Here is a 13,637-nt window from a genome sequence, read left to right on the forward strand (position 1 = left end):
CTCCTGGGCACGAACCGGGCACAGTACCCCGCCGACCGACCGGAAACGAACCCGCCGACCGACGGGGGTCCCCGCCACCGGCACCGGACCGGCCTGAGCCGGGTCCACGGGGTCCGGCGCCCGCTCTCGCCCGCCCGGCCCGATGGTCCCGCCGAACCTAGACTGGCCCCATGACCCGGCTCAACGACCAGGTCCAGGAGCTGCTCCAGGAGTACGCCGACCTGATCTCGATCACCGGCGGGGACGCCTTCCGGGCCCGCGCCTACGAGAAGGCCGCCCGCGCGGTGGGCGGTCACCCGGAGGACATCGCCGGACTGGACGCCAAGGGCCTCCAGCAGATCCCCGGCGTCGGGAAGTCCACCGCAGAGAAGATCGCCCAGTACCTCGCCACCGGCCGGATGGAGGCCCTGGAGACGCTGCGCGCGGCCATCCCGGCCGGGGTCCGCGAGATGACGGCCATCCCCGGCGTCGGGCCCAAGCGCGCCCTCGCCCTCTACCGCGACCTCGACATCGCCTCCGTCGACCAGCTCGCGGAGGCGATCCGCGCGGACCGGCTGAGCGCCGTGGCCGGCTTCGGCGAACGCAGCGGCGAGCAGATCCTGCGCGGCATCGAGCTGGTGCGGCAGTCCGGCGGGCGGACCCTGCTCGACGCCGCCACCGAACAGGCCGAGCGGATCGTCGCCGCGATCGCGGCCGTCCCGGGCTGCACCCGCTGCGCGTACGCGGGTTCGCTGCGCCGGATGCGCGAGACCGTCGGAGACATCGACGTGCTCGCCACCGCCGAGGACTCCGCACCGCTGATGGCCGCGCTCGCCGGACTCCCCACCGTGGCCGAGGTCATCGTGCGCGGGCCGACCAAGACCTCGGTGCGCACCGCCAAGGGCCTCCAGGTGGACCTGCGGGTGGTGCCGGAGGAGGACTGGGGAGCGGCGCTGGTCTACTTCACCGGCTCCAAGGCGCACAACATCCGGCTCCGCACGATCGCCGTCCGGGCCGGACTCAAGCTCTCCGAGTACGGCCTGTTCGACGCCGAGAGCGGCGAGAAGATCGTCTCGGCCACCGAGGAGGAGGTCTACACGGCGCTCGGCCTGCCCTGGATCGCACCGCCGCTGCGCGAGGACCGGGGCGAGATCGAGGCGGCCCAGCGCGGCGAACTCCCGGAGCTGGTCACCGAGGCGGACCTGCGCGGCGACCTGCACAGCCACACCGATCTCACCGACGGGCTGGCCCCGTTGGAGGAGATGATCGACACGGCGGCCGCCCGCGGCTACGCGTACTACGCCGTCACCGACCACGCGCCCGACCTGGTGATGCAGCGCATGACGGACGAGAAGATGCTCGCCCAGCGCGAGCGGCTGCGCGAACTGGCCGGCCGCCACCGCCGACTGCGCCTGCTGCACGGCACCGAGCTGAACATCGGACCGGACGGCGCCGTGGACTGGCCCGCCGAGTTCCTGGCCGGCTTCGACGTCTGCGTCGCCTCCGTCCACTCGCACTTCGGGGCCGACCGCGCCACCCAGACCCGCCGGCTGATCCGCGCCTGCGAGAACCCGCACGTGCACGTCATCGGCCATCTCACCACCCGGCGGATCGGCCGGCGCGGGCCGATCGACGTCGACCTCGACGCCGTCTTCCGGGCCGCCGCCCGGACCGGGACGGCGATCGAGATCAACAGCTCGCCGCAGCGGCTCGACCTGCGCGACGAGGACGTGCTGCGGGCCAAGCGGCACGGGGTCCGCTTCTCGATCGACAGCGACGCCCACTCCACCCTGCAACTGGCCTACCCGAGGTACGGCGTCGGCACCGCGCAACGGGCGTGGCTGACCACCGAGGACGTGATCAACACCTGGCCGTGGCAGCGTCTGAAGCGGTTCCTGCGCAAGGACGCGCTGCGGTAGCACCCGGTTCCTCCAGCCTGGCCGAATTGCCCTGATTCGGAGCGAGAATCCCTGGTGCAGGGGGCACCGGAGGCGCATGATGGAGGTGGACCTGCGAGGTAGCTGTGGAAGTTCGACCGCAGGAGGCAGTGGCGACAGATCGAGACGGATCAGGGTCTGCCGCTGGTACCTCGGTCGACGATCGAACCGTACGGCCGGAGGACGCGATGTCCGGAGGCCACCCCCTCCTCGCAGGTTCCGCCTGCCCGGCACCGGCCGAAGGCAGGTCGGCCGTCTCGGGCACGCCGAGGCCCGCGTGGTACCCCGAGGGCCGGTGCGCCGACACGCCCCGGCCGAGGGGCGGGCGGACCGGCCCGCGGCGCGGACCGCACTGGGCTACGCCGTCGGCACGGCGTCCCCGGTCTCCCAGGGGTGCACGGCGATGCCCACCCGGTTCCGGACACCGAGCTTGTAGCCAGAGCCGCAAGCGTCGCCTCACCGAGACTGAGCAGTAGAGGGGCGCCGGCCCCAGCGGTAGCCGTAGCCGGCGTCCGCGGCCACCCAGCGGAACGGGATCTCGTCGTGGGTCGCGCGGCGGACCATCTCCCTCGTAAGCCGGACCTTGGTGGCGAACCCAGCGCCTAGTACTCCAGTGTGACTTTGTGTGATCTTGCACTGAGTGTGACTGGGCGGCGCGGCGGATGAGTGGTCGACTTGGCGTGCGAGGCGCTCAGGGAGCCGTTCCGGCTAACCTCCCAGCATGGAGCAGGACTACCCCCTCGTTCGCGACGCGTTCCCCGACCTCATCGCTGAGCTGATCACCCTCTTGGAGGACGAAGAGGAGCATGAGTTGGCCGTTCGTGTCCGGGATGTTCGGCTCGTCGCCCGATGCGACTGTGGCGATGACTTCTGCCAGAGCATCCGAACAGCCGTCCACCCGAAGGGACAGCCGTACGGTGAGGGCCATCGATGCGTGCCGCTCCTGCCCTCGAAGGGCATGCTTGTCCTGGACGTCGTGGACGACCGGATCATGTACATCGAGGTACTGGACCGGCCGCCGATGAACGACCAGCACGACCTGCGTCCCTGATGCCCCCGGGGCGACCGCCGGCTACGGCGCTCGGACCTCGCCAAACCGGGAGCTCAGTCACACCGAGCCCGCGTGAGAGCTGGAACGGCCACCGCGTGATCATCGGGGGTTGTGTGGACTCCTGAAGATCGTGCGGTGGCCGTGGGCCACAGCCTAGACGCAGCCCGCTGGCGGGCGATGTTCGACCAGGCCATGGCCAGGGTCGCGGGCCGATTCCGGCGGGTGGAGCCGCGCGCGACCGCCCGTGCCTTCGTGCTCGGCCTGTTGTCCGGGATCGAGCGGAAGAACTGCTGGCGGCTGGCCGAGCAAGCGCCGGCCACGTCCGCCCCGGGCCGATGCAGCGGCTCCTGCGAAGCGCCCGCCGGGGCGCGGACGAGGTCCGCGACGAGGTCCGCGGCTACGTCTTCGACCACCTCGGCGCCGACGACGGCGTGCTGATCGTCGACGAGACCGGATTCCTCAAGAAGGGCGCCGCGTCGGCGGGCGTGCAGCGGCAGTACACCGGCACCGCCGGGGCTTGTATCTGAATAACTGTCAGGGTTGACCTGTTTCGTGGACTTCGTCGGGTAGGTGGGCTCGGAGCTGTTCCAGGGTGCGAGCCGGCGATCCGGGCAACGGTGTGACGACGACGCGGTGCAGGTCCAGGAGTCGGTGTCCGTCCTGGAACTGGTTGGAGAGATTCGTGCGGGTGACGCCCAGCAGCTCCGCCAGAAGGGTGCTGGTGATCGCCCTGCGGCGGCGCAACAGCGCCGCCAGGAGACGGTGGTAGTGGTCCAGGCTGCTGGTTTGCGGGTGGAGGTAACTGCGCGGACGGTGGAAGCGTCGTTGGAAGGCAGCCTCGGCCATGGCGTCCCATTACGGCTCCGAGACTGCCACCAGGCGTTCGAAGTCGGACCGCGGGATGCCGGTCAGGGCCGGATCACTGAGCATCGCGGTCAGGACGGGATCGATCCGCCGGCCGGTCGCCGGTGCCTCTGGCGTTCGAGGCGGGACGGGGGCCAGGGTGTAGTTCCAGTCGCCGTGGAACGCGTCGGGCGTGATCGGCAGAGCCTTGAACTCGGCGAGGTTGACGCTCGTGCCAAGGAGGTAGCTGCCAGTGTCCAGCTCGGCCCCGATGGTCAGTCCGGTGCGGGTGGTCGTCGCAGCGATGGTCTCGATGACGACTTGATAGCTGGTCAGCGGTCGGCCATGCGTTTGGTGTGATGAGGCGAGTAGATGGTGGAGAAATCCCGTCAGGGGCACGATTCGAAACCAGAATATATCGAAGGTTGTAATGAAGTGAACATCGAAGACCTCATGAACTACCTGGTGGAGCACAGGGCACCCAACCTACCCCCGGCCTACCTTTCCGAGCAGCTCTTGTCGCTCTCGTGGATTCTCGATGGCGAAGGTGGTCGAATCTTTGAGATCGGCAAGGGCTGGTTGAATTCAGGTGACGAGTTCCGTGCATCTGTCGCACTCGGCCTGGATGAAGCGTTCATGGCCGACTCCTGGGATGAATTGGTCGAACTGGCCGACTCCCTGAAGGTGAAATTTCCTTCGATGGCCTCGGATGTAGAGAATTGGCTGAATAATGCCCGCCGCTCCTACGTAAGCCGCGGAGAAGCCCCGGCACCCGGTGGAGACGCCATTTAGGCTCAGCCAACTGAAGGTCTCCCACCTACCTTGATTGTCTGGTTGGCCGTGGCCGTCGGTGTTTCGAACCGTACGTTCAGGCTGTGGCCTCTGCGAGGCCTCCAGTCCTGCTTGACGGCAACCTGACGCCAACGCAGTCAGACGCGGGTGCCCGACGAGCGTCTCGTTGGGCACCCGCGTATCTGTGGGTGGTTGATCGGCATGGCCCGCGAGCTGCGCGGCGCGCGGCGCCGTACCGGATTCACGGGTTCAGAAGTATCGTCGCCTACCGCCGCTGACTCTCTTGCGAGGGAAGCCCCTCCGTAGATCTGGCTCAATTCGGATGGGGCCTCATGGGCGTCTGACGGCGGTGGCTGACAGCAACGTCAGTAGACGGGTGCTGTACAAGATGGTGCGTCGTCGGGTCAGGTAGCGGGCTGGGTTGGGTTCGCGGCGAGCGTTGCACAGGAGGCAGATGAGTCTCGTTGGGAGGTGGAGCCGAACGAGGGCATACACCGTCGCGGTCACCCGATGTGGATATGGCCCAACAGCTTCTCGATCAGCACAAGTCCCACGCCCTGTTCAAGGAGGAAAGTCGCTGGCGATTGCCGGAGGTCGTGGAAACGGATCCGGCGGAGCAGAGTGTTGAAGTGCCGGGTAAGGGCGGTTCCCTCGATGGGGCTGTCATCGGGACGGATGAGAGAGAATCCGCCGCCCTTCCAGGCAGTGCCCGCTGCCTCGCGCTCCTGGTGCTGCTGATCGCGGCGCTGTTCGTTGGTGCGTTGAGGGTGCAGCGAATGCTGACGGTTGCACCGGCCAGATCGAGGTCTTCCCAGCGCAGGCCGAGGGGTGCACCCCTTCCGGAGTCCAGTGCGCAGGGCGAGTTCGGACAACGCGTGGAGATTCCACTCGTGGCGGGCGCCGATCACCGCACGCTCGTGCCGCGCGTCCAGGGCGCGCAGATAGAGACCACCTCGACGACACCGGCGGCCGGGAGAATCGAGAGTACGACGGCAACCAGCCAACCGGTCCAACCGACCTCGGGCACCCTCAGGATGAACCCGGAGCGGCACCAGGAGTACAACCAGGCCCACCCCGTCTGCAGGCACCGCACGGTCGATGCCGCCCGCCGAAGCCACTGCACGCATCCCCGGGCATCAAAACCCGCGCACCGACCAAGACGACTACCGCACCGCCCGCCCCGGCCGGTTCCGGGACGCCTTCGGTCGCCCCTGCCGAACCGCCGGGGCGCGGTACCGTTCATCGCCACCAATCACCGGCAAGTTCACCGGCCGACGCCCCCGCCGGCCCGCCACGGAGGACCACCCGATGACCGACGACCGCCCGTCCGCAGGCCGCGCCTCCGCCGCCTCGACCCCGGGCCCGCCGGCCGACCGGGCGTGCGGCCGATGACCGACACCGCGCCCGACTACCGTCGACTCGCCGCCGTCGGACCGTACTTCGCCCTGGATGCCGCCGCCTCGCCCGCCGAGGCCCCGCCGACCGGGTTCCGGCCGCTGCGCGAGCTGTACGCGCAGGGGCCCGACGCGCCGCTGGCCGAGCGGACGCGCGTGGTGGCCCGCCGGCTCGGCACCGCCGAACCCCGGGTGGCGGCCTCGATCCTGCACCTCGGACTGGCCGCCCGGTTCTGCTCGGTGACCCTCGGCGCCGCCGTCCTGCTGGGCACCGTGCCCGCACTGGACCCCGACCGCGCCCATGTGCGCGTGCCCGAGCAGGGCCCGATCGACCTGTGGACGCCGTACGAGCCGGCGCAGCCGCACCGGGCGGACGACGAGCAGCTCGCCGAGCGGCTCCACCGCGTGCTCCTCCAGGGCCAGTTGACGCTGCTCGCGGCCGCCGTCCGAGCGGCCGTACCGCTCTCCGGCAAGCTGCTCGACGGCAATGCCGCCTCCGCGTTGGCGGGGGCGCTGCGCATGGTGGACGCCCATGCGGCCCCCGGTCGGGCCCGCGCCCTCGTCGCGGAGCTGCTGCGCCGGCCGCCGCTGGCCGGCACCGGGGCGCTGCGCACCACCGGCTTCCGGCGGAACAGTTGTTGCCTCTACTACCGGGTCGGCCCGGGCTCGGGCGTCTGCGGCGACTGCTGCTTCACCAGCCCGCCCCGCCGTACCTGATCCCGGCGCCGCGGCCCGCGCCCGGCCTGTCCGGGACCGGGCGCGGGCCGCCGATCCCCACCCGGCGCCGATGCCCGTGGCGGCGGGTGGAGCCTTCCGGCGGACGCGGTCAGACCGCGACCGCCTCCTCCATCTCCTCCTCGGCCTCGGCCGCCGCGTCGGTCCGCCCGCCGACGAGGGCCGGACCGCGCTTCTCGTACCGGGCCGCGCCGACCATCACCGCGCCGCCCAGCAGCAGCCAGAGCGCCAGCGTCAGCACGTGCCCGCCGAGCCCGGCGCCACCGTCGAAGTAGAGGATGCTGCGGGCGCCCTCCATGAATCCGGCGCCGGTCCAGAACGCGTGCAGGCCACCGAAGAAGCCGTTCTGCAGCTCGGGTCGGTAGATGCCGCCGGAGGTGGTGAAGTTCAGCATCACGAACAGCACCATCATCGTCAGCGTGGTCCAGCGCTTCAGGAAGCTGTGCAGGCCGATGCCGATCGCGATGACACCCGCCGAGTACAGCCAGCCGAGCGCCCAGACGGCCGCCAGGTCGTGGTCCACGACGTGGAAGACCGGTCCCGCGGTGACGATGCCGATCACGCTCACCGCCAGCGAGACGGCGAGGCCGACCAGGGCCCGGATCCGCATGCCGAGCGCGGCGCCGGCCGCGCCGATCACCGCGACGCTCGCGTAGGAGCCGATGCTGAGCGCGACCAGCAGGAAGAACAGGCCCTGACCGGTCGGATCGCCCTTGCTGGGCGTGGTCAGGTCGGTGACGGCCAGCGGCACGCCCTGCTTGTCGGTGACGTTCTGGAACACCGCTTCCGCCGCCATCGCGGAGGTGTCGGACCCGCCCTTGGCGACGATCAGTTCGGGGCTCCGGGTGTCCGGCAGGAACGCGCCGACCAGCTCGCGGTCGCGCAACTGCTGCTCGGCGGCCTCCCGGGTGGGCAGGGTGCTGACGTCGAGGGCCGGGCCGGCCTTGGCCCGGACGGCGTCCGCGAGGCCCTGCGCCTGTGCGGAGGTACCGACGACGGCGACCTTCAGGTGGTGCGGCTCGGGCTGGTGGAAGGCGCCCTGGTAGGCGAGCGCCATGCCCAGGCACATCAGCAGCGGGGTGATCAGGTGGACGGCGAGGTGCTTGAGCGAGTGCCCCAGGGTGGGCGCTGCCGCGGTGGTCTGGGGTGAGCTCATGGCGTTCGTTTCATCCTCCGGTGTTGCATCCAGAACAGATGGTAAATGCAACCATCTAGATGCAGTGTACAACCATTGTCGGGGCGGGCGAAAGCCCCGACCCCGGCACGAACCCCGGCCCCGGAAACCCCGCCCTGCTCAGCCCAGCTCGAACACCCCGTACGAGAACCCGTCCGCCCGCAGCTCGCCGTCGACCACCCGCACCCCCTGCACGTCCAGCGGCCGCACCCGGGCCGGGCCGACCGCCCCGGAAGCACCCGGCAGCGCCGGCCCGAGCGGCACCGCGCCCGGCTCCCGCCGCGGATTGACCACGACCAGGTACCGCCCCGCCCGGGTGTACACCAGCGGGTACCCGGCGCTGCGGACCTCGACCGTGCCGCCCGCACCCAGCCCCGGATGAGCCCGTCGAAGCGCGATCAGCCGCCGGACGGTGTGCAGCAACGACGTCGGGTCGGCCCGCTGCGTGGCGACGTCCGGGCGGTGCGGATCGGGGTCGACGGGCAGGTAGAGCCGCTCGGCGGGAGCGGTGGAGAAGCCCGCGTTCGCCCCGGGCTCCCACTGCATCGGCGTGCGCGAGCCGGCCCGGTTGTACTGCGGACCGAGCACGCTGCCCTCCACGTCGGGCAGCCCGGGCAGGTACCGCATGCCGATCTCGTCGCCGTAGTAGACCGCCGGCAGGGTGGGCCAGGTGAGCTGGAAGGCGAAGGCCGGGGCGAGCTGTTCGGCGGTGCGCGGGCCGGTGGCGAGCCGGGAGAAGTCGTGGTTCGCGGTGGGCAGCGCGATGTACCCGGCGCCTTCGGTGAGTTCGGCGGCGCCGCGCCAGGCGTCGAGGAAGGTCCGCGGCGTGCCGCGGCCCTCGGCCTCGAAGTAGCAGGGGCCCTGCTTCCAGTGCTCCTCGACCGTTCCGGCGCCGTTGTTCCAGAGCGAGCGCAGCGGCAGGCCGTGGTCGGCGCCGCCGAACTGCAGGAAGAAGTCGGCGTGGAACCCGGCCGCGACCGCGGTGGCCGGGTCGCCCCACTCCGCGAGCAGCGCGGCCTGCGGGTGGGCACGGTCGAGCCAGTCGCGCAGCTCGGTCCAGAGCTTGGCGGTCTCGACGAACCCGGGGTCGTCCTTGACCAGCGAGGAGGCCATGTCGACGCGGAAGCCCGCCAGGCCGAGGCCGAGCCAGTGCGCCATGATCCCGCGCAAAGCGGCGCGGTTGGCGCGCGGGCCGTCGGCGTCCACCGGCTGGCGCCAGGGCTGGTCGGAACGGCTTTGCGCGTAGCCGAAGTTGAGCGCGGGCTGGCAGTCGAAGAAGTTCGGCCGGTACCAGCCGGGGCGACCTCCGGGCGAGGCGACGAATCCGTCGACCGGGCGGTCCGACCAGATGTACCGGTGGTCACCCGGGTCCTCGACGGCGGCGAGGAACCAGGGGTGCCGGTCGGAGGTGTGGCCGGCGACCAGGTCGAGCAGGATCCGGATGCCCCGGCCCCGCGCCGCCTCGACCAGCGCGGCCAGGTCCTCGGTGGTGCCGTACCGGGGCGCGGGCGCGAGGTAGTCGCTGACGTCGTACCCGGCGTCGCGGAACGGCGAGGCGAAGCAGGGGTTCAGCCAGACCGTGTCGACGCCGAGCCAGGCCAGGTGGTCGAGGCGCTCGGCGATGCCCGCGAAGTCGCCGACGCCGTCGCCGTCGGAGTCGGCGAAGGTCTGCGGATAGATCTGGTAGAGGACGGCGTCGGCCAGCCAGTCGGGGCCGGGGCGGGTCGAGGTCATGGGGTGGATCCTCCTGCCGGGTGCCGGGGTCCGGGTCCACCGATTCTCGTCCAATCCCGGCCGTCCCGACAGTCCCCGTCCGGCACTTCCCCCACCCCGGAACCCTCCCGAGCCCACCCCGGAGCCCTCCCGAGCCCTCCTCGGACCTCTCCCGAGCCCCGCCGCCGCCCCCTCCCCCGCCCGCAGCCCCGCCGGCTACCGGCCGCCCACCGCGCAGGCCCGGGTGAACGCCTTGGCCCGGCGGGTGATCTCGGCCCAGTCCCCGGCGGCGACGACGTCCGGCGCCACCACGTCCGTCCCCGCGCAGACCGCGAGCGCGCCCTGCGCGAGGAACTCCGCGGCGTTGCCCGCGTTGACGCCGCCGGAGGCGACCAGCGGGACGTCGGGATAGGGGCCGCGCAGGTCCTTGAAGTAGCCGGGCCCGAACGCCCGCGCCGGGAAGATCTTCACGGCTGCGGCGCCGAGGTCGACGGCCTGGGCGACCTCGGTGGGCGTGAGCGCGCCCAGCACGACCGGCACCCGGGCGGCGTGCGCGGCGCGTGCCACCTCCGGCCGGAGCCCGGGGGTGACCAGGAACGAGGCACCGACGGCGATCGCCTCCTCGGCCTGCTCGGCGGTCAGCACGGTACCGACCCCGACGCGCCAGCCCTCGCGTGCCGCACGGCGCAGATGGGTCGTCACCTCCGGTGTGGTGTAGGTGAATTCGGTCAGGTTGATGCCGCCCTCGGCGAGCGCGGCGCACAGTGCGACGGCATCCGGTATCCGGGGAGCGCGGACGACGGCGATGACGGGCGAGGCGACCAGCACCGCCTGAAGGCGGGTGAGCACGGAGGGCGTGGGGTTCATAGGGCTCGGGTTCCTCGATCGGTTCGGCGCAGGGCGCGCCCGGGCCGGGCGCCCGTGGTGCGGCCCTGCTGGACGACGGCGGTGCCGTTGACGTAGACGTGCTCGATTCCGGTGGCGGGCCGCCGGGGCTGCTCGAAGGTGGCGGCGTCCTGGACGCGTTCGGGGTCGAAGAGCACCAGGTCGGCGTGGAATCCGGGAGCGATCCGGCCGCGCCGGTCCAGCCGCAGCCGGGCGGCGGGGCGGCCGGTCATCCGGGCGATCGCCTGCTCCAAGGTGAGTACGCCCAACTCCCGTCCGTAGTGCGCGAGATAGCGGGGGAACGTTCCCCAGGCGCGCGGATGCGGCCGGGCGCCGACCAGCAGACCGTCGCTGCCGACGGTGTGCACACGGTGGCGCATGATCGCCCGGACGTTCTCCTCGTGGCCGACGTGCTGGAGGATGGTGGTGGCCAACTCGTCACGGCGCAGCAGGTCGAGGAAGACCTCCGTGCCGCTGCGGCCCTGCTCGGCGGCGAGTTCGGCGACGGTCCGGCCGACCGTCCCCGCCAGTTCCGGGTTCCTGACGCCGGAGAGCTGGATGGTCGCCCAGTCGGTGACCACCCCGTGGCAGCCGTCGCTGCCCTTCTCCTCCACCTCGTACCGGATCCGCTCGCGCGCGGCCGCGTCGCCGAGCCGGGCCAGGGTGGCCGGCGGACCGCCCTCGGTGGCCCAGCCGGGCAGCAGGGCGGCCAGTGTGGTGGAGCCGGGCAGGTAGGGGTAGCTGTCCAGGGTGAGGTCGATGCCGTCGGCGAGCGCCCGGTCGACGAGGTCGAGCAGTTCGCCGGCCCGCCCCTGATTGACGCCGAAGTTCATGGTGGCGTGGGTCAGGTGCAGCGGGCAGCCGGCCCGGCGGGCGATCTCCACCATCTCGGCGTAGCCCTCCAACGCACCCGCGCCGTAGGAGCGTTGGTGCGGCGCGTGGAAGCCGCCGTACTCGGCGACCACGCGGCAGAGTGCGACCAGTTCGGCGGTGTCGGCGTACATCCCGGGCGTGTAGGTCAGGCCGCTGGAGAGACCGACGGCGCCCTCGGCGAGGCCCTGGGCCAGCAGTTCGCGCATCCGGTCCAGTTCGGCGGCGCTCGGCGCCCGGTTCTCCCAGCCCATCGCGAGCATCCGCAGCGAACCGTGCGGGACGAGGTAGCAGGCGTTGACGGCGGGGCCGGTCCGGTCCAGCCGGTCCAGGTAGCCGCCGACGGTGCGCCAGTCCCAGTCGAAGCCCTCCGGGTCGCCGTTCCAGCCAGCGATCTGGCGGCGCAGCGCCGGCAGCGTGGTGTCGTCCACCGGTGCGTACGAGAGCCCGTCCTGGCCGAGGACTTCGCAGGTGACGCCCTGGGTGACCTTGGCGGGGTGGTCGGGTTCGAGCAGCAGGGCGAGGTCGGAGTGGGCGTGCATGTCGATGAAGCCGGGGGCCAGGACGAGACCGTCGGCGTCCACCTCGCGGGCGGCGCCGAGGCCGTGCCCGAGCTCGGTGATCCGCCCCTTCCCGATCCGGACGTCGGCCCGGTACCGGTCGGCGCCGGTGCCGTCGACGACGGTGGCCCCCTTGAAGACGAGGTCGCCGCCCGGGGGCTGATCGTTCATCAGAAGTACGTCCTGACCAGGCCGGTGACCTTCGGGTTCGCGGCGGAGGCGTCGTCCAGCACCGGGAGCAGCGTCCACTTGTCGAAGGCGGTGCACGGGTGGGAGACCCCGAGCCGCAGCACCGCGCCGACCGGCGCGAGGTCACCCGCGTCGCGCAGGAAGGCGTGCTGGTCGTTGAGCGCGGTGATCCGGGCCGCCGTCCCGGTCAGCACCGCTCCACCCCGGACGAGTTGCGGCTCCGGCAGGCCCTCGTCGAAGGGCAGGTCGCGCTTGCCGGCGTCCAGCAGGGCCAGCTGCGGCTCCGGCCGGGAGACCACCCGCGCCCAACCGTGCAGGGCGCTGCGGAAGGGCGCCGGGCCCGCACCCCGGACCAGCGGCGAGATCCCCCGGTAGAAGCCGTCGTCGTGGGCGATGTAGGCGCCCGAGCGCAGGACCACGGCGGCCTCCGGCAGCGCGGCCAGCTCCTCGACCACCAGGTCGAAGTAGGCGCTCCCGCCGGCCGTGACCACCGGCGGGGCCCCGTCGGCGTAGGCGCCGGCGAGCCGGCCGTGCAGCTCGGCGAGTGCCCGCAGGTAGCCGCGGACGGTGGCCAGGCCGTCGGCGGTCGCGTCGTGGGCCAGCGCGCCCTCGTAGCCGCCGATCCCCGCCAGCCGCAGCGTCGGGGCGCGCAGCACCGCGGCGGCGACCTCCACGGCGGCGTCGACGCCGCGCGCGCCGGTGCGCCCGCCGGGGCCGCCGAGTTCGACCAGCACCTCGACCGGCCGTTCGGCGCCGGCCGCGCGCAGGGCCTCGTCCATCAACCGGACGCTCTCGGTGGAGTCCACCCAGGAGACGAAGGCGAACGACGGGTCGGCGGCCAGCTCGGCGGCGAGCCAGCCGAGCCCGGCCGGGTCGAGCAGGGTGTTGGCCAGCAGGATCCGCCGGACGCCGAACGCCCGCGCCACCTGGACCTGCGGCAGGTTGGCCAGGGTGATGCCGTGGCTGCCGGCGTCCAGCTGCGCCTGCCAGAGCGCGGGCGCCATCGTCGTCTTGCCGTGCGGGGCGAGTGCGACACCCGCCTCGGCGCACCAGTCGGCCATCGTCCGCACGTTGTGGTCGAGCGCGGCGGCGTCCAGGGTGAGCAGCGGGGTGCCGAACCCGGCGAGGGTGGGCCCGGTGGCGAGGTAGTCGCGCACGGTCGACCCCCAGGCGGCGGGCGGCAGCGCCTTGAACCGCCAGTCGAGCACCTCGTCGGCGAGGGCCGCCACCGCGCCGGCGTCGATGCCCGGCCCGGTGCCACTGCTTGCGAAGGTCTGGTCCACCATCTTCTCCTTACGTGTTGCAACATGTGCAACGAGGGTTGCACATGCTGGCATCACGGTTCTAGCATCGGCGCCGGACGAAGGTCAACGGAAACGGTCAGCCGCAGCACACGAGGAGCCCACCAGATGCCCCGACAGGACGCCGCCGTGAGCTCGGGCACTCCGCCGCTCCACAGCCCGACGGCGGACAGCCCGGCGGCGCGGGGCACATCGGGACAGGGCGCGTCGGCCC

At 72.1% G+C, this 13,637-nt stretch carries 9 protein-coding genes and 2 pseudogenes; 5 read left to right on the forward strand and 6 right to left on the reverse strand.

Annotated elements, in window-relative coordinates; translation table 11 throughout:
• Nucleotides 1-170: 170 nt before the first annotated feature.
• From polX to ACFVYI_RS11445, 3 genes and pseudogenes are all read left to right on the forward strand, one after another.
• Nucleotides 171-1,898, forward strand: coding sequence for a DNA polymerase/3'-5' exonuclease PolX (polX, locus tag ACFVYI_RS11435; protein ID WP_387883591.1), 1,728 nt, complete (start codon nucleotides 171-173; stop codon nucleotides 1,896-1,898).
• 739 nt (nucleotides 1,899-2,637) lie between these two features.
• Entirely contained in the window at nucleotides 2,638-2,967 is a 330-nt protein-coding gene (locus tag ACFVYI_RS11440; protein ID WP_387883593.1) for a hypothetical protein, read from the forward strand.
• Nucleotides 2,968-3,159: 192 nt separating this feature from the next.
• A pseudogene (locus tag ACFVYI_RS11445) lies at nucleotides 3,160-3,482 on the forward strand (transposase); the annotation flags it as partial.
• Here the strand turns inward: ACFVYI_RS11445 and ACFVYI_RS11450 are convergent.
• A pseudogene (locus ACFVYI_RS11450) lies at nucleotides 3,365-4,155 on the reverse strand (ISAzo13 family transposase); the annotation flags it as partial. The pseudogenes ACFVYI_RS11445 and ACFVYI_RS11450 overlap by 118 nt on opposite strands.
• Before the next feature lie 90 nt (nucleotides 4,156-4,245).
• On the opposite strand from ACFVYI_RS11450, the gene ACFVYI_RS11455 reads away from it, so the two are divergent.
• Both ACFVYI_RS11455 and ACFVYI_RS11460 read left to right on the forward strand, forming a co-directional pair.
• Nucleotides 4,246-4,602 carry a hypothetical protein gene (locus ACFVYI_RS11455; RefSeq protein ID WP_387883594.1) on the forward strand — a complete coding sequence of 119 codons (357 nt, stop codon included), beginning with the start codon at nucleotides 4,246-4,248 and terminating at the stop codon, nucleotides 4,600-4,602.
• 1,388 nt (nucleotides 4,603-5,990) lie between these two features.
• The gene (locus ACFVYI_RS11460; protein ID WP_387883595.1) at nucleotides 5,991-6,713 is read left to right on the forward strand and encodes a (2Fe-2S)-binding protein; all 723 of its coding nucleotides are present in this window, start codon (nucleotides 5,991-5,993) and stop codon (nucleotides 6,711-6,713) included.
• A 109-nt stretch (nucleotides 6,714-6,822) separates the two neighbouring features.
• Here the strand turns inward: ACFVYI_RS11460 and ACFVYI_RS11465 are convergent, their stop codons facing one another.
• The 5 genes from ACFVYI_RS11465 to ACFVYI_RS11485 form a co-directional block, all read right to left on the reverse strand.
• A complete protein-coding gene (locus tag ACFVYI_RS11465) occupies nucleotides 6,823-7,887 on the reverse strand; it encodes a hypothetical protein (RefSeq protein ID WP_387883596.1) in 1,065 nt (354 codons plus the stop codon).
• A 138-nt stretch (nucleotides 7,888-8,025) separates the two neighbouring features.
• On the reverse strand, nucleotides 8,026-9,639 hold the full coding sequence (locus ACFVYI_RS11470) for an alpha-amylase family glycosyl hydrolase (protein WP_387883598.1): 1,614 nt from the start codon (nucleotides 9,637-9,639) through the stop codon (nucleotides 8,026-8,028).
• Nucleotides 9,640-9,834: 195 nt separating this feature from the next.
• Nucleotides 9,835-10,485: a bifunctional 4-hydroxy-2-oxoglutarate aldolase/2-dehydro-3-deoxy-phosphogluconate aldolase gene (locus ACFVYI_RS11475; RefSeq protein WP_387883601.1), complete on the reverse strand. Its 651-nt coding sequence runs from the start codon at nucleotides 10,483-10,485 to the stop codon at nucleotides 9,835-9,837.
• Entirely contained in the window at nucleotides 10,482-12,104 is a 1,623-nt protein-coding gene (locus ACFVYI_RS11480; RefSeq protein WP_387883603.1) for an amidohydrolase family protein, read from the reverse strand. The genes ACFVYI_RS11475 and ACFVYI_RS11480 overlap by 4 nt, the downstream gene beginning before the upstream one ends.
• On the reverse strand, nucleotides 12,104-13,408 hold the full coding sequence (locus tag ACFVYI_RS11485; RefSeq protein WP_387883606.1) for an alanine racemase: 1,305 nt from the start codon (nucleotides 13,406-13,408) through the stop codon (nucleotides 12,104-12,106). Before ACFVYI_RS11485 ends, ACFVYI_RS11480 begins: the two co-directional genes overlap by 1 nt.
• Between the last annotated feature and the right edge of the window lie 229 nt (nucleotides 13,409-13,637).

The sequence above is a fragment of the Kitasatospora sp. NPDC058218 genome (assembly GCF_042882445.1).
In the GTDB taxonomy this organism is placed as follows: Bacteria; Actinomycetota; Actinomycetes; order Streptomycetales; family Streptomycetaceae; genus Kitasatospora.